At 59.6% G+C, this 15686-nt stretch carries 12 protein-coding genes; 8 read left to right on the top strand and 4 right to left on the bottom strand.

What is annotated here, in order from left to right; genetic code table 11:
• Window positions 1-9: 9 nt before the first annotated feature.
• Entirely contained in the window at window positions 10-639 is a 630-nt protein-coding gene (locus FX984_RS26625; protein WP_065924314.1) for an alpha/beta hydrolase, read from the bottom strand.
• 147 nt (window positions 640-786) lie between these two features.
• Here FX984_RS26625 and FX984_RS26630 point away from each other — a divergent pair, with 147 nt between their 5' ends.
• Complete coding sequence (locus FX984_RS26630; RefSeq protein WP_003171734.1) at window positions 787-1224, top strand: Z-ring associated ZapG family protein; 438 nt, start codon at window positions 787-789, stop codon at window positions 1222-1224.
• Between the two features lie 84 nt (window positions 1225-1308).
• On the opposite strand, the gene FX984_RS26635 is transcribed toward FX984_RS26630, so the two are convergent.
• The 3 genes from FX984_RS26635 to FX984_RS26645 form a co-directional block, all read right to left on the bottom strand.
• The gene (locus FX984_RS26635) at window positions 1309-3033 is read right to left on the bottom strand and encodes an ABC transporter ATP-binding protein/permease (protein ID WP_146476061.1); all 1725 of its coding nucleotides are present in this window, start codon (window positions 3031-3033) and stop codon (window positions 1309-1311) included.
• Window positions 3034-3130: 97 nt separating this feature from the next.
• Window positions 3131-3691 (bottom strand): response regulator transcription factor, encoded by a 561-nt coding sequence (locus FX984_RS26640; RefSeq protein ID WP_010565532.1) that lies wholly within the window; start codon window positions 3689-3691, stop codon window positions 3131-3133.
• Window positions 3684-4946 (bottom strand): ATP-binding protein, encoded by a 1263-nt coding sequence (locus FX984_RS26645; RefSeq protein WP_065938508.1) that lies wholly within the window; start codon window positions 4944-4946, stop codon window positions 3684-3686. The genes FX984_RS26640 and FX984_RS26645 overlap by 8 nt, the downstream gene beginning before the upstream one ends.
• 204 nt (window positions 4947-5150) lie before the next feature.
• Between FX984_RS26645 and FX984_RS26650 the strand changes: the two genes are divergently transcribed.
• The 7 genes from FX984_RS26650 (at window position 5151) to FX984_RS26680 (ending at window position 15686) form a co-directional block, all read left to right on the top strand.
• The gene (locus FX984_RS26650; protein ID WP_027604852.1) at window positions 5151-5864 is read left to right on the top strand and encodes an SIMPL domain-containing protein; all 714 of its coding nucleotides are present in this window, start codon (window positions 5151-5153) and stop codon (window positions 5862-5864) included.
• Window positions 5865-5956: 92 nt separating this feature from the next.
• Window positions 5957-7558, top strand: a complete 1602-nt coding sequence (locus FX984_RS26655; RefSeq protein ID WP_027604853.1) for an ABC transporter substrate-binding protein — start codon at window positions 5957-5959, stop codon at window positions 7556-7558.
• A gap of 258 nt (window positions 7559-7816) precedes the next feature.
• On the top strand, window positions 7817-9445 hold the full coding sequence (locus FX984_RS26660) for an ABC transporter substrate-binding protein (protein WP_027604854.1): 1629 nt from the start codon (window positions 7817-7819) through the stop codon (window positions 9443-9445).
• Window positions 9446-9809: 364 nt separating this feature from the next.
• Window positions 9810-11354: an ABC transporter substrate-binding protein gene (locus FX984_RS26665; RefSeq protein WP_430714671.1), complete on the top strand. Its 1545-nt coding sequence runs from the start codon at window positions 9810-9812 to the stop codon at window positions 11352-11354.
• A gap of 171 nt (window positions 11355-11525) precedes the next feature.
• Window positions 11526-12923 (top strand): OprD family porin, encoded by a 1398-nt coding sequence (locus FX984_RS26670; protein WP_027604856.1) that lies wholly within the window; start codon window positions 11526-11528, stop codon window positions 12921-12923.
• Between the two features lie 80 nt (window positions 12924-13003).
• Window positions 13004-14599 carry an ABC transporter substrate-binding protein gene (locus FX984_RS26675; protein ID WP_027604857.1) on the top strand — a complete coding sequence of 532 codons (1596 nt, stop codon included), beginning with the start codon at window positions 13004-13006 and terminating at the stop codon, window positions 14597-14599.
• A 76-nt stretch (window positions 14600-14675) separates the two neighbouring features.
• A complete protein-coding gene (locus tag FX984_RS26680; protein WP_003215992.1) occupies window positions 14676-15686 on the top strand; it encodes an ABC transporter permease subunit in 1011 nt (336 codons plus the stop codon).

Consider the following 15686-nt stretch of genomic DNA (forward strand, 5'->3'; position numbering starts at 1 on the left):
AGACTGCTATCAATTCGAGAGACGCGGCAGCACCAGATCCTTGAGATCGGTCAGCTTGCCGTGAAAAAAGTGTCCGCATTCTGCCACTTTCAGCAGCTCATGGGGGCGTTTCAAGGCGGCGGACCAGTCGTAGACGGTTTGCGGGTCGACCACTTCGTCGGTTTCCGGCTGGATAAGGGTCAACGGGCAGCTGTGGGGCAGCACATCGGTATCGCGCAGGCGCATCACCGCCGCGGCGACCATGAACAGGTGCGCGAGCTTTTCGCCTTTGGCTTCCAGGCGGCCGCCGAGGCTGGCCGCCACGTAGCCGCCAAAGGAAAAACCGAGCAGGGTGATCGGCAGGTCGGGGTGCTTTTCACGCAGCCAGGTGGCAGCCGCTTCGGCATCGTCCACTTCACCGGTGCTCATGTCGTGGGTGCCGGCACTCGCACCGACGCCACGGTAATTGAAACGCAAAGTAATCAACCCGGCATCGCGAGCCGTGCGTTGCAGGGTCGAAACGACTTTATTGAGCATGGTCCCGCCCTGCACCGGATTAGGGTGGCAGATCAGCGCCAGGCCACGTGGCTCGGGGTGATCCAGGTACAGGGCTTCCAATTGGCCTACCGGGCCATCGATCAAAACGGGGGTTTCACGCATGAGCAAGGAATGAACTCCGTGACCTCTCAAAGGGTCGACTCGTCTAGCTAAAAGTCTGTGCATGGCATCATTGCGAGCTTAATCGCGGTATACAGCGCAGGTTTGAGCCGTTAACGTAAAGCAAAGCCGTTTATAGAGGAAGGACTCGTGGAACACTCGCTCTTAGTTTGGTTGTTGCCGACTCTCGCCTTGGTTGCCGGTGTCGCCATTGGATTCCTGGTTGCCCGCCTGCTGCCGAATGCCGCGCCTAACCGCACGCAGCGTCAGTTGGATGACATTCAGGAACGTTTTGACAGTTATCAGAACGAGGTTGTTACCCACTTCAACAGCACCGCGACCCTGGTCAAGAAACTCACCCAGAGCTACCAGGAAGTACAGGATCACCTCGCCGATGGGGCAAACCGCCTGGCCCTCGACGACATCACCCGCCAGCGTCTGCTGGCCGCGCTGCATTCCGATGCACCGCAAACTCCACGGGAACGCCTGACTCCGCCCCGGGAGAACCAGGAGCCGCCACGGGACTACGCGCCAAAAACGCCGAACGCCCCAGGCATGCTGGATGAGCATTACGGCTTGAAGAAGTAAGTTATTTTCAAGCAATAGAAAAGCCCGGTTGATCGCTGATCAACCGGGCTTTTTGTTGGGCACCATTCTCCAGAACAAGGGGCCTCAGGCCACAGGTTGCTCTTGAAGCCACCCACCCTCGATCCGCACATGCCGCCCATGGAAGCGCTTGAGGCTGCTGCGATGACCGACGCTGACAATGCTCAACCCCGGCAATTCATCAATCAACGCCTGATACAACGTCGCCTCATCCTCTTCATCCATGGCCGACGTCGCTTCGTCCATGTACAGCCATTGCGGCGCGAACAACAAGGCACGGGCAAAGGCCAGGCGCTGTTGCTCGCCGGGCGAGAGCATGCGTTGCCAATGGTTGGCTTCGTCCAGGCGCTCCACCAGGTGCGGCAGGCGACAGGTTTCCAGGACCTGTGCATAACGTTCCGCCGAATAGACGCTGTCGTCCTGTGGGTAACTCAACACCGCCTTGAGCGTGCCGATCGGCAGGTAAGGCTTCTGCGGCAGGAACAGGTAACGCCTGGCCGGCAGGCGAATGCTGCCGTGACCAGCCGGCCAGAGATGCCCCATGGCGCGCAGCAAGGTACTTTTGCCGCTGCCGGAACGGCCGCTGAGCATGACGCGCTGGCCCGGTTCAACGATCATGTTGGCGTCGGTCAGCAGGTGGCGACCATCCACCAGGTTCAAGCCCAGCCCTTGCACCACAAGACGCTCGCCTTCAGCGCTGACGTCGATGGCAGCTGGGCGCTGCTCGTTCTCACGCATGGCCTGCTGAAAACTCAGTAGACGGTCGCTGGTCGCGCGCCAGCCGGCCAGGTCGGCGTACGCGCTGATAAACCAGCTGAAGTTGCCCTGCACGTTGCCGAACGCCGAGTTGATTTGCATCAGCTCGCCCAGTTCGATCTTGCCGGAAAAGTAGCGCGGGGCAGCCACGATAAACGCAAAGACGATCGCAATCTGTTCATAGCCGGCAGTGAAGAACGTCAGGCGCTTGGACACCTTCATGATGTCCCAGTAGTTATGCCAGACCTTCCCGAACCGCGCGTTCAAACGCTGATGCTCATTGGGTTCGCCGTTGTACAGGGCGATGCTCTCGGCATTCTCCCGCACCCGCACCATGGAGAAACGCAAGTCCGCTTCGAAGCGTTGCTGCTGGTTGCTCAAGCCGATCAAACGACGACCGATCAGATGGGTCAGCCAACTGCCGACACCGGCATAGACCAATGCACACCAGAACATGTAGCCGGGGATGGTGATACCGAACACTTCAATACTGCCGGACACGCCCCATAGGATAATGGAGAACGACACCAGGCTGACCACATTGCGCAACAGCCCAAGGCCAAGACTCAGGGTGTTCAGGGTAAAGCTGTTGAGGTCTTCGGAAATCCGCTGGTCCGGGTTATCGGTGTAGCCGCCCTGCTCCAGCTGGTAGTAGTTCTTGTCGCCAAGCCAGCGGGCGAAATACTTTTCGGTGAGCCATGCACGCCAGCGAATGGTCAGCATCTGGGTGAGGTAGAGACGGTAGACCGCGCCGAGAATCGCCACCGTGGCGATACCGCAGAAGTAAACGATCTGTTGCCAGAAGGCCGCGGTGTCCTTGTTTTCCAGGGCGTTGTAGAAGTCCTTGTACCAGTGGTTGAGCCACACGGAAATGGCCACGCTGAACAGCGACAGGCCAATCACCACGGCGAGCAACAACCAGGCCTTGCCCTTCTCTTCACTTCGCCAATAAGGCGTGATCATCCCCCAGGTTCGGCGAAAAAATTGCCCACGCACAGCGTCATTGACCGCAGAGTACTCAGCGTTCTGATTCATCGTTCAGGCTCGTAGGGAGGAAGGCAGGCGTTTGAACCGATCATAGGTGATCGGTTCAGGGTTCCGTGCGGCCTGAAGCAGGCTGTTCAGCTTAGGTTCAGCGTCGTACCGGACGCTTCTGCAGCTTGCGTTGCAGGGTGCGCCGGTGCATGCCCAGGGCGCGGGCAGTGGCGGAGATATTACCTTCGTGTTCGGTGAGGACGCGCTGGATGTGTTCCCACTGCAGGCGGTCCACCGACATCGGGTTTTCCGGCACCAGGGTGTCGAGGTCGGCGTGCTCGGACAGCAACGCAGCCAACACATCGTCGGCATCCGCCGGTTTGCACAGGTAGTTGCAGGCACCGCGCTTGATGGCTTCGACAGCCGTGGCAATGCTGGAGTAACCGGTGAGGATCACCACGCGCATTTCCGGGTCGAGTTCCAGCAGCTTGGGCAACAGCACCAGGCCGGAATCGCCGTCCATTTTCAGGTCGAGCGCGGCGTAGTCCGGCAAGTCGGCCTGGGCGATGGCCAGGCCTTCTTCGGCGGAGCCGGCGGTGCTCACGCGAAAGCCGCGACGGCTCATGGCGCGCGCCATCACGCGGGTAAACGTGGCGTCATCATCTACCAGCAACAGGTGCGGCAGTTCTTCGCCTTCGACTTGGATCTCGTCACTCATCGATATCTCCTCGTGCGACACGGGGCAGGCGCAGCTCGGTGAGCGTACCGCCTTCCTCATGACTATAGAGCTTCACTGAGCCGCCCGCGCGGGTCACGCTGGCCTTGCTCAAAAACAGGCCCAGGCCGAAGCCTTTGCCCTTGGTGGTAAAGAAAGGTTTGCCGATCTGCTCGGCGATGGCCAGCGGCACGCCTGCGCCGTGGTCGCGAATGCTGATCGTCAAGTCATCCACATCCCAATCCAGCCGGACTTCCAGGCCTTCGGGGCAGGCGTCGGCGGCGTTGTTCAGTAGATTGAGCAAGGCTTGGGTCAGGTCCGGCGGAGGCGCCAGGCGCGGCACGGCCCCCTGCCCCAGCAGATGGAAACGGTAGCTGGCTTCGGGGCGCATCAGGTGCCAGCGGTTCAGGGCTTCGTCGAGCCACTGGGTCACGTCCTGCATCTCGACCGCCAGGCGGCGATTGGCTTCAGCCGCGCGTACCAGTTGCTGCAAGGTTTGCTTGCATTGCTTGACCTGTTCGCGCAGCACGCCGAGATCCTCTTGCAGCGCCGGGTCGTGATGGTCCTGGGTCATTTCGTTGAGCAGCACGCTCATGGTCGCCAGCGGCGTGCCCAATTCGTGAGCCGCGCCGGCGGCCTGGGTGGCGACGGCGAGCAGTTGCTGGTCACGCAGGCCTTCTTCGCGGCGAATGGCGCGCAGTTCTTCCTGGCGGCGCAGCTCTTCGGCCATGCGCGCAGCAAAAAAAGTGATCACGGCGGCAGACAGGGCAAAGCTCAGCCACATCCCGTAGATCTGCAGGTTTTCGCGGGCGATGGGGAACGTTTGCAACGGATAGAACCGCGCCAGCAGCAGGGTGTACAGGGTCAGGGCGATACCCGACAGCACCACCGAGTAGCGCCACGGCAAGGTCACCGCAGCGATGGTCAGTGGCACCAGGTAATAAGACACGAACGGGTTGGTGGAACCGCCGGAGAAATACAGCAACACACTGTGGATAAACAGGTCGCAGGCCAATTGCAGGGCGTATTCCAGCTCGGTCACCGGCCAGGTGGTGCGCAACCGAATGGCGGTAAACACACACAGCACGATGGAGAAACCCAGGGTCACGCCCAATTGCAGCCACGGCAGCGGCAGCAGGTCGAACCAATAGGCGAGCCCGACCGAACCAGCCTGCGCGGCCAGTACCAGGGTACGAATGAACGTCAGGCGCCAGAGGTTCTGGCGGGTGGCGGAAGTCAGTTTTACGGCGGCGAGCATGAGCTCTCCCGATGAGCGCTGCAGGCGGATCGGCAGGAGTATAAACGAAGCGGGCACGCTGGCATGGCGCGTGTGGCTCTTTGCCGCAGGCCGGGCGAACGACCGTTCGTCGGCGGCCGCACAATGTGTAGCGAATATGTAAACCCGAAGAACCCGACACCACCGTCTACAGTCATACCGATACGAACACCCTAAGGAGCTTCCATGTCTCGTTTCACTCGCAGTGCAGTTGTTCTCACCCTCAGCGCCAGCGCCCTGGCCAGCCTTCCGGCACTGGCCGCCGATGCACTGAATTACAACCAGATTTCCCTGCGCGCCGAGGTCAGCCAGGAAGTGGCCCGCGACAAGATGATCGTCACCCTCTACACCGAGTCCCAGAACGCCGACCCGGCCAAGCTCGCCGCCGAAATCACCACCACCATGAACAAGGCCCTGGGCCAGGCGCGCGAAGTCCAGGGCGTGACCTTGCGCCAGGGCAGCCGTAACAGCTACCCGATCTACGACAACAAGAACCAGAAGATCACCGGCTGGCGCGAGCGCGCCGAACTGCGCCTGGAAAGCGCGGACTTCCCGGCGCTGTCCAAACTCACCGGCGAACTGCTCAACACCCTGAAAATGGAAAACATGGACTTCGCCATCGCCGACACCACGCGCAAGACCAGCGAAGACGCCCTGCTCAAGGACGCGGTCGCCGCGTTTAAAGCACGCGCGCAACTGGCCACCGATGCGCTGGGCGGCAAGGGCTACAAGATCGTCAACTTGAACTTCAACACCAATGGCTACCCACAACCTTATGCCCGTGGCGGAATGATGATGAAGGCGGCCATGATGGATTCAGCACCGACGCCGGAAGTGGAGGCAGGTACCAGCCAGGTCAGCATGAGCGCCGATGGAGTGATCGAAGTGCAGATGCCGTAACCCCTACCCGGCAAACCTGAACGGCGGTAACCTCGGTGACCGCCGTTTTCGTTTGGGCAGCGTTTATATGCCTGCCACTTCTAGGGGTCTCCATGGAAAGAACCACCTTCAAACCGCTACTCCTTGCCGCAGGCCTGCTGGCTTTTATGCCGATGGCCCACGCAGCCAGTACCCTGGTCTACTGCTCCGAAGCCAGCCCCGCCGGGTTCGACCCCAGCCAGTACACCAGCGGCACCGATTTCGATGCGTCCGCCGAAACCGTGTTCAACCGCTTGACCCAATTCAAGCGTGGCGGCACCGAAGTCGAACCGGGCCTGGCCACACGCTGGGAGGTGTCCGAGGATGGCCTGGCCTACACCTTCCATCTGCGCGAAGGCGTCAAGTTCCACACCACTGATTTCTTCAAACCCAGCCGCGATTTCAATGCGGATGACGTGCTGTTTACCTTCAATCGCCTGCTGGATGCCGAGAGTCCGTTTCGCAAGGCCTACCCTTCCGAATCGCCGTACTTCACCGACATGGGCCTGAACACCACGATCAAGAGCGTCGACAAACTCGACGAGCACACCGTGCGTTTCAACCTGAACAACGTCGATGCCTCGTTCGTGCAGAACCTGGCCATGAGTTTCGCCTCCGTGCAATCGGCCGAGTACGCCGCCCAGCTATTGAAGGAGGGCAAGGCCGAAGACATCAACCAGAAACCGGTCGGCACCGGGCCGTTTGTGTTCAAGCGCTACCAGAAGGACTCGCAGATTCGCTACGTGGCCAATAAGCAGTACTGGAAACCCGAGGATGTGAAACTCGACAACCTGGTGTTCGCCATCACCCCGGACGCCGCGTCGCGCCTGCAAAAGCTCAAGGCCGGCGAATGCCAGGTCAGCGGCTACCCGCGCCCGTCGGACATCGAGGTGATGAAACAGGACCCCAACCTGCGCGTGCTGCAGCAAGCGGGTTTCAACCTGGGCTTCCTGGCCTACAACGTGACCCACCCACCGCTGGACCAGCTCAAGGTCCGCCAGGCCCTGGACATGGCCATCGACAAGCCGGCGATCATCAAGGCGGTTTACCAGGGCGCCGGACAATTGGCGCAGAATGCACTGCCACCGGCGCAGTGGTCTTATGACCCCTCCATCAAGGATGCCCCGCACGATCCGACCAAGGCCCGCGCGCTACTAAAAGAAGCAGGGGTTGCACCGGGCACTACCATCAACCTGTGGGCAATGACCGTCCAGCGCGCTTCCAACCCGAACGCGCGCATGTCGGCCCAGATGATCCAGCAGGATTGGGAAAAAGTCGGCATAAAGGCCAATATCGTCAGCTATGAATGGGGCGAGTACATCAAGCGCGCCAAAAATGGCGAGCACGATGCGATGATTTATGGCTGGACCGGCGACAACGGCGACCCGGATAACTGGCTCGGCGTGCTCTACAGTTGTGCCGCGGTCAAGGGCAGCAACTACGCCAAATGGTGTAACCCGGCCTACGACAAACTGGTGCAGCAGGCCAAGGTCAGCAGTGACCGCGAGCAGCGCATCAAGTGGTATCAACAGGCACAAAAAATTCTTAAAGAACAAGTACCTATAACGCCCATTGCAAACTCGACGGTTTTCCAACCCCTGCGCAAGGAAGTGAAGGACTTCAAGATCAGCCCCTTTGGGCTGACACCGTTCTACGGCGTGAGTCTAGATAAGTAACAGCAATGCCCCAACCGAGTGCGCCAGACGCCTCGGTTGACCCTCTCTGGTGCACCTTATGCACCGAAAAAAACCCATAAATACGTTCAAATATGTCAAAACTTTCATAATTGCGACATTCCTGTACGTTCGTACCACTCTTTCCGCCTTGCGACGGTTCAGCATCTTGCAATGGGTATGGCGCCTGCATAAGTATCCGCAGGCCGACTCACGAGGTCGCCCTCACCACCAAAAATGACAACAAATCATGAGGCCAACATGCTTAAACACGCAGTCCTTCCGTTATTAGTGAGCGCTGGCCTTATGGCCGCGGCCCCATTCGCCCAAGCGGCGACTAACCTGGTGTTCTGCTCCGAAGGGAGCCCGGCCGGTTTCGACCCAGGCCAGTACACCACCGGAACAGACTTCGATGCCTCGGCCGAAACCATGTTCAACCGCCTGAGCCAGTTCGAACGAGGCGGCACCGCCGTTGTTCCTGGCCTGGCCACCAGCTGGGACGTGTCCCCGGATGGCCTGACCTACACCTTCCACCTGCGCGAAGGCGTCAAGTTCCATACCACCCCATACTTCAAGCCGACTCGTGAATTCTCGGCTGACGACGTCCTGTTCACCTTCAACCGGATGATCAACAAAGACGATCCATTCCGTAAGGCCTACCCTACCGAGTTCCCGTACTTCACGGACATGGGGATGGACACCAACATCAAGAACATCGAGAAGGTCGATGCCCACACCGTCAAGTTCACCCTTGGCACCGTGGACGCCGCGTTCATCCAGAACCTGGCGATGAGCTTCGCGTCGATCCAGTCGGCCGAATATGCCGCCCAGTTGCTGAAGAATGGCACGCCTCAGGACATCAACCAGAAGCCAATCGGCACTGGCCCGTTCGTATTCAAGAGCTACCAGAAAGACTCGAACATTCGCTACACCGGCAACAAGGACTACTGGAAACCTGAGGACGTGAAGATCGATAACCTGATCTTCGCCATCACCACCGATCCGTCGGTGCGTATCCAGAAGCTGAAGAAAAACGAGTGCCAGATCACCCTGTTCCCACGTCCGGCCGACCTCAAGGCGCTGGGTGAAGACAAGGACCTGAAACTGCCGCACCAGGCCGGTTTCAACCTGGGCTATGTCGCCTACAACGTCATGGATAAGGTCAAGGGCAGCGACCAGCCCAACCCACTGGCCGACCTGCGCGTGCGCCAGGCGCTGGACATGTCGGTGAATAAACAGCAGATCATCGATTCCGTCTACCAGGGCGCAGGCCAACTGGCGGTCAACGCCATGCCGCCAACCCAATGGTCCTACGACACCACCATCAAGGACGCCAAGTACGATCCCGAGAAAGCCAAGGCGCTGCTCAAGGAAGCGGGTGTCAAGGAAGGTACCGAGATCGTTCTGTGGGCGATGCCGGTTCAGCGTCCGTACAACCCGAACGCCAAGCTGATGGCCGAAATGCTGCAAAACGACTGGTCCAAGATCGGCCTGAAGGTCAAGATCACCAGCTACGAGTGGGGCGAGTACATCAAGCGCTCCAAAGGCGGCGAGAACCAGGCCATGATCATTGGCTGGAGCGGCGACAATGGTGACCCGGACAACTGGCTGAACGTGCTGTTCGGCTGCGACTCCCTGGCCGGTAACAACTTCTCCAAGTGGTGCGACAAGAAATTCGACGGCGTCGTGAAAGAAGCCAAGGCTACGTCGGACGTCGCCAAACGCACCGAGCTGTATAAGCAGGCGCAACATATCCTCAAAGATGCAGTCCCGATGACACCTATCGCGCACTCGACGGTGTATCAACCCATGCGCAACACCGTACAGGACTTCAAGATCAGCCCGTTTGGCCTGAACTCCTTCTATGGCGTGAGCGTAAGCGGCAAGTAAGGACCAATGACGGCGACGTTTAATAACGTCGCCGTTATTGCATCCGCCTGGACCGTAGGAAATAGACCACGCTCGTAATCGCCGCTTCCTACAGCTGCGAACTGCGACAAGTAGCTCTTTTGCCTACAAGGTCAGTCCAATTTGGCGCATTTACTGCGCAGTCCGCGGCCCATACCGTCGTAGGACAGCAGAGGCTCCAACCTGGGAAAGGCACTTGCTGTGTGTGGGATCAGTAATGTCCCCCTGGCCGTACGCCTGGGTGATTGCTTGCTGATGACAACTACAAACAAGGATCGGGATCGTCATGCGCCATACCACCGTTCTATCCGCAATTTTTGGCACCAGCCTGCTGGCCGTAGCCACGATGGGCCAGGCGGCCGACAAGAAGAGCCTGGTGTTCTGCTCCGAAGGCAGCCCGGCAGGGTTCGACACCGCGCAGTACACCACCGCTACCGATAACGATGTGGCCGAGCCGCTGTACAACCGCCTGGTTGAGTTTGAAAAGGGAGCGACCAACGTCGTACCTGGACTGGCGACCAAGTGGGACATTTCCGAAGACGGCCTGACCTACACCTTTCACCTGCGTGAAGGCGTGAAGTTCCACAGCAACAAGGAATTCAAGCCGATGCGGGATTTCAACGCCGACGACGTGCTGTTCACCTTCAACCGCATGCTTGACCCCGACCACCCGTTTCGCAAGGCCTACCCCACCGAGTTTCCGTACTTCAACGGGATGAGCCTGAACAAGAACATCGCCAAGGTCGAGAAAACCGACCCGCATACCGTGGTGATGACGCTGAACTCGGTCGACGCTGCGTTCGTGCAGAACATCGCCATGAGCTTTGCCGCCATCCTGTCGGCCGAATACGCCGAGCAGTTGCTCAAGGAAGGCAAGCCCAGCGACATCAACCAGAAGCCGATCGGCACTGGCCCCTTTGTCTTCCAGCGCTATCAGAAAGACTCGCAGATCCGTTATGTGGGCAACAAACAGTACTGGGACCCGAGCAAGGTCAAGCTGGACCAGCTGATTTTTGCCATCAACACCGACGCCTCGGTGCGCGTGCAAAAGCTCAAGGCCGGCGAATGCCAGGTCACCCTGCACCCGCGCCCGGCCGACGTCGACGCGCTCAAGGCCGACCCGAACCTGCAATTGCTGACCAAGCCGGGCTTCAACTTGGGCTACATCGCCTACAACGTGCGCCACAAGCCCTTCGACCAGCTCGAAGTGCGCCAGGCGCTGGACATGGCGGTGAACAAGCAGAGCATCCTCAACGCCGTGTACCAGGGCGCGGGGCAGTTGGCAGTCAATGCCATGCCGCCGACCCAATGGTCCTACGACGACAGCATCAAGGACGCCGCCTACAACCCGGAAAAAGCCAAGGAACTGCTCAAGGCCGCCGGCGTGAAGGAAGGTACCGAGATCACCCTGTGGGCGATGCCGGTGCAACGGCCGTACAACCCCAACGCCAAGCTGATGGCCGAGATGCTGCAAAGCGACTGGGCCAGGATCGGCCTCAAGGTCAAGATCGTCAGCTACGAGTGGGGCGAATACATCAAGCGCACCAAGAACGGTGAGCACGATGTCAGCCTGATCGGGTGGACCGGCGACAACGGCGATCCGGACAACTGGCTGGGCACCCTCTACAGCTGCGACGCCATCGGCGGGAACAACTACTCCATGTGGTGTGACCCGGCGTACGACAAGCTGATCAAGCAAGCCAAGGTCGTGACCGACCGCGAACAAAGGACTGTTCTGTACAAACAGGCGCAACAACTGCTCAAGCAGCAGGTGCCGATCACACCCGTCGCCCACTCGACGGTCAACCAGCCGTTAAGCGCCAAAGTCGAAGGCTTCAAAGTAAGTCCCTTCGGCCGCAACGTGTTCTCGGGCGTCAGCATTAACCCATAAGAAAATAACCGGATTGCAGGGAGCGAAGTTGGCTCTCCCGCAAACGTGCAGCCTTTTATTGGGAAATTTCCTACGGCAAACGTTTGCAACAGCTTGATCGAGTTACACACCCAATAGCCGGATCACCAAAAAAGACCGGCATTAAAAAGAGAACCAAAGGAGCTTCAACCCATGAAACTGAGCAGCAAAGCGCTTCTGGCCTTGGCCATCAGCAGCATCACGGCCACCGCCTATGCTGAACCCGCCAGCCAGGACTTCGTCCCGACCACATTGGCCGGCGCCAGCGCCCAAAGCGAGGCCAAAGGCTTTATTGACGGTCAAAGCCTGGGCGGTACAACCCGTAACTGGTACTCCAGCGAGAAGAAATTCCGTGGCCAGCGTTTCTCCTATGAGAAACACAATCAGACGCGCACCGACGCAAACCGCACAAACTGGGTACAAGGCACCATCCTCAATTACTCCTCGGGCTTCACCCAAGGCACCGTGGGGGTGGCGACCGAAGTCGCGGCTTACAACGCCGTGGTCCTGGACCGCAGCAAGCGTGATATCAAGGGCGGTTCCAACCGTACCCTGGCTGACTCCGACGGCGATGCAGTAGGCCAGTGGAGCAAACTGGGCCTGGCGAACGTCAAGTTCCGCGTGTCCAACACCACCTTGACCGCCGGTCGCCAGAACTTCAGCAGCGGAATCGTCGATACCATCGGCAACCGTGCCCTGCCTTCGAGCTTCGAGGGTGTGAGCTTCAACAGCGAAGAGTTCAGCAACTTGTCGTTCCAGGGCGGCATCTTTGATCGCGTTTCGCCGCGTACCGAACAAAGCCTGTCGAAATTCCGTTCCGAGTACGGCAATGGCCAGGAAACCGACAAGGTCAAGACCCTGGGCTTCAACTACCAGCCGTTCAAGAGCCTGAAAACCAGCGTGTTCGCCGCTAACGTCGAAGACTTCTGGAACCAGTACTACTTCGGTGCCACCCACGAATTGGGTGATGCACAGACCCTGGCACTGACCACCGGCCTGAACTACTACAAAACCACCGACACCGGCAGCAAGAAGATGGGCAACATCGACAACGACACTTACTCGTTGTCCCTGGGGCTGACCCACCAGGCCCACAGCCTGACCTTCTCGTACCAGGAAGTTAACGGTGACGAGTACTTCGACTACCTGCACGAAACCAACGGCATCTACCTGGCCAACTCCCTGACCTCCGACTTCAACAGCCCGAACGAGAAGTCCTTCCAGATCGCCTACGGCATCAACATGGCCGAATACGGAGTGCCGGGCCTGAAGTTCAACGTCTACTCGGCGCGCGGCTGGGGCATCGACGGTACTCACTACAACGGTACCGCCTACGGTGAAGCCGGCGCTTCGCGTAGCGACCTGCGCCTGATGGACGGCGAGAAACACCAGGAATACGGGGTTGGCACGTCCTACGCGATTCAGAGCGGCCCACTCAAGGCCACCACCATCCGTGGCACCTACGTGACTCACCGCGCCAGCGCACAACAGGCTGACGGCAACATCAAAGAGTTCCGCCTGGTCACCACCATCCCGTTCAACATTCTTTAACTAGCACCAGGTAGACGGCAGGCTCAGGACGAGCCTGCCGTCTACGCTTGTCTGGTCCCATCGATTGCAGAGGGCTCTGAATGAAAATGCTCCCGCTACAAGCTGCCGTTGCCGCTGCGCTGTTAAGCGTGGCTATCGGCGTATCGGCCAAACCCCTGGTGGTCTGCACCGAAGCCAGCCCGGAGGGTTTTGACCCGGTCCTGTACACCACGGCCGTCACCGCCGATGCCGCCGCCGAAACCATGTTCAACCGCCTGGTGGACTTCAAGCCCGGCACCACCGAGATCGTGCCAGCGCTGGCCACTTCCTGGGAAATCAGTGACGACGGCCTGACCTATACCTTTCATCTGCGCGACGACGTCAAGTTCCACACCACCGACTACTTCAAACCCACGCGCAACATGAATGCCGACGACGTGCTCTGGAGCTTCCAGCGTCAACTGGACCCGAAACACCCGTGGCACAACAAATCCAGCGTGGGCTACCCGTACTTTGAAAGCATGGGCTTCAAGGAACTGCTCAAGAGCGTGGAGAAGACCGATGACCATACCGTCGTCTTCACCCTGACCCGCCCTGAGGCACCGTTCCTGGCCGATGTCGCGATGCCGTTCACCGCCATCCACTCCGCCGAGTACGCCGACAAGCTACTTGCCGCCGGCAAGACCGAAGAGCTCAACAGCAAGCCGATCGGCACCGGCCCGTTCATTTTCACACGCTACCAGAAGGACGCTCAGGTGCGCTTCAAGGCCAACCCGGAGTACTTCCGTGGCAAGCCTCCGGCCGATCCGTTGATCCTGGCCATTGCGGTCGACAACAACGTGCGCCTGCAGAAGCTCAAGGCCAACGAATGCCAGATCGCGCTGTATCCCAAGCCTGACGACCTTCCCAGCATCAAGAAAGACCCGAACCTGAAGGTCGCCGAACTGGCGGCGATGACCACCGCATACACCGCCCTGAACACCACCCACAAGTACATGAGCGACGCGCGGGTGCGTCACGCGATCAACATCGCGTTCGACAAGAAAGGCTACAACGAATCCCTGTATGGCAAAGGCAACGCCGTGGATGCCACCGGCCCGTATCCGCCGACCCTGCTGGGCTTCAACGACAAGCTGAAAAACCCTGAGCGCGACCTGGACAAGGCCCGTGCTCTGCTCAAGGAAGCCGGTGTACCGGAAGGCACCGAGTTCACCCTGTTCACCCGTAACGGCGGCGGCCCGACCAACCCCAACCCGATGCTCGGCGCCCAGCGCATGCAGGCGGATCTGGCCCAGATCGGCCTGAAGGTCAATATCAAGGTCATGGAGTGGGGCGAGATGCTCAAGCGCGCCAAAGCCGGCGAGCACGACATGGTTTCCGCCGGCTGGGCCGGGGATAACGGGGACCCGGATAACTTCCTCACTCCCAACTTGAGTTGCGATGCAGCAAAAAACGGCGAAAACTACGCCCGCTGGTGTAACAAAGAGTTTCAGGACTTGATCGATAAGGCCCGCGCCGACGCTGAACCCCAGCAGCGGGCCGCACTCTATCAACAAGCCCTGGAGGTTTTCGACAAGGACCAACCGTGGATTCCCATGGCGTACCCGAAAATGTTCACCGCCATGCGCAAGAACGTCGAGGGTTATACCCAAAGCCCTCTGACGAACAATAACTTCGCCACCACCCAGGTGAAGTAAATAAGAGAAACGCTCGGCGCCGCCCACCAGGACGGTGCCGAACCTGCCTAACCGGCTGATTGAGGTACACCACAAGATGTTTAGTTTTATTGCCCGCCGACTGGGGTTATTGATCCCCACGTTTTTCGGCATCACGTTGCTCACGTTTGCGTTGATACGCATGATCCCTGGCGACCCTGTCGAAGTCATGATGGGCGAGCGGCGCGTCGACCCCGAGATGCACGCACAGGCAATGGAACGCCTTGGCCTTAACAAGCCGCTGTACGCGCAATACCTGGACTACGTCGGCAAGCTCGCCCACGGCGACCTTGGCGAATCCCTGCGTACCCGTACCAGCGTGTGGACCGAGTTCACCGCCCTCTTCCCGGCGACCCTGGAACTGTCCATGGCCGCCCTGTTGTTCGCCGGCATCCTGGGCCTGTTGGCCGGGGTGATCGCGGCACTCAAGCGAGGATCCCTGTTCGACCACGGGGTGATGGGCATCTCCCTGGCGGGCTATTCGATGCCGATCTTCTGGTGGGGCCTGATCCTGATCATGTTCTTCTCCGTGAGCCTGGGCTGGACCCCGGTGTCCGGACGTATCGACCTGCTCTACGACATCGAGCCGCGCACCGGCTTCATGCTGATCGACACCCTGCTGGCTGACGAGCCGGACGCATTCTGGGATGCGCTGCACCACCTGATCCTGCCGGCCATCGTGCTCGGCACCATTCCGTTGGCAGTGATCGCGCGGATGACCCGTTCATCCATGCTCGAAGTGCTGCGTGAAGACTACATCCGCACCGCCAAGGCCAAGGGCCTGTCGCCGGCGCGCGTGGTGTTCGTGCACGGCCTGCGTAACGCACTGATCCCGGTACTCACCGTGGTCGGCCTGCAAGTCGGCACCCTGCTGGCCGGTGCGGTGCTGACCGAAACCATCTTCTCGTGGCCCGGCATCGGCAAATGGCTGATCGAAGCCATTGGCGCACGGGACTACCCGGTGGTGCAAAACGGCATCCTGCTGATCGCCTGTCTGGTGATCCTGGTGAACTTCGTGGTGGACATCCTCTACGGCTTCGCCAACCCACGCATCCGTCACCAGCGCTGA

The organism is Pseudomonas marginalis, assembly GCF_008692035.1.
GTDB lineage: Bacteria > Pseudomonadota > Gammaproteobacteria > Pseudomonadales > Pseudomonadaceae > Aquipseudomonas > Aquipseudomonas marginalis.

What these genes read in the sequence shown, in the direction of transcription:
- FX984_RS26625 (WP_065924314.1), bottom strand. Translation starts at nt 639, where the DNA reads ATGCGTGAAACCCCCGTTTTGATCGATGGCCCGGTAGGCCAATTGGAA.
- FX984_RS26635 (WP_146476061.1), bottom strand. Translation starts at nt 3,033, where the DNA reads ATGAATCAGAACGCTGAGTACTCTGCGGTCAATGACGCTGTGCGTGGG.
- FX984_RS26640 (WP_010565532.1), bottom strand. Translation starts at nt 3,691, where the DNA reads ATGAGTGACGAGATCCAAGTCGAAGGCGAAGAACTGCCGCACCTGTTG.
- FX984_RS26645 (WP_065938508.1), bottom strand. Translation starts at nt 4,946, where the DNA reads ATGCTCGCCGCCGTAAAACTGACTTCCGCCACCCGCCAGAACCTCTGG.
- FX984_RS26650 (WP_027604852.1), top strand. Translation starts at nt 5,151, where the DNA reads ATGTCTCGTTTCACTCGCAGTGCAGTTGTTCTCACCCTCAGCGCCAGC.
- FX984_RS26655 (WP_027604853.1), top strand. Translation starts at nt 5,957, where the DNA reads ATGGAAAGAACCACCTTCAAACCGCTACTCCTTGCCGCAGGCCTGCTG.
- FX984_RS26660 (WP_027604854.1), top strand. Translation starts at nt 7,817, where the DNA reads ATGCTTAAACACGCAGTCCTTCCGTTATTAGTGAGCGCTGGCCTTATG.
- FX984_RS26665 (WP_430714671.1), top strand. Translation starts at nt 9,810, where the DNA reads ATGGGCCAGGCGGCCGACAAGAAGAGCCTGGTGTTCTGCTCCGAAGGC.
- FX984_RS26670 (WP_027604856.1), top strand. Translation starts at nt 11,526, where the DNA reads ATGAAACTGAGCAGCAAAGCGCTTCTGGCCTTGGCCATCAGCAGCATC.
- FX984_RS26675 (WP_027604857.1), top strand. Translation starts at nt 13,004, where the DNA reads ATGAAAATGCTCCCGCTACAAGCTGCCGTTGCCGCTGCGCTGTTAAGC.
- FX984_RS26680 (WP_003215992.1), top strand. Translation starts at nt 14,676, where the DNA reads ATGTTTAGTTTTATTGCCCGCCGACTGGGGTTATTGATCCCCACGTTT.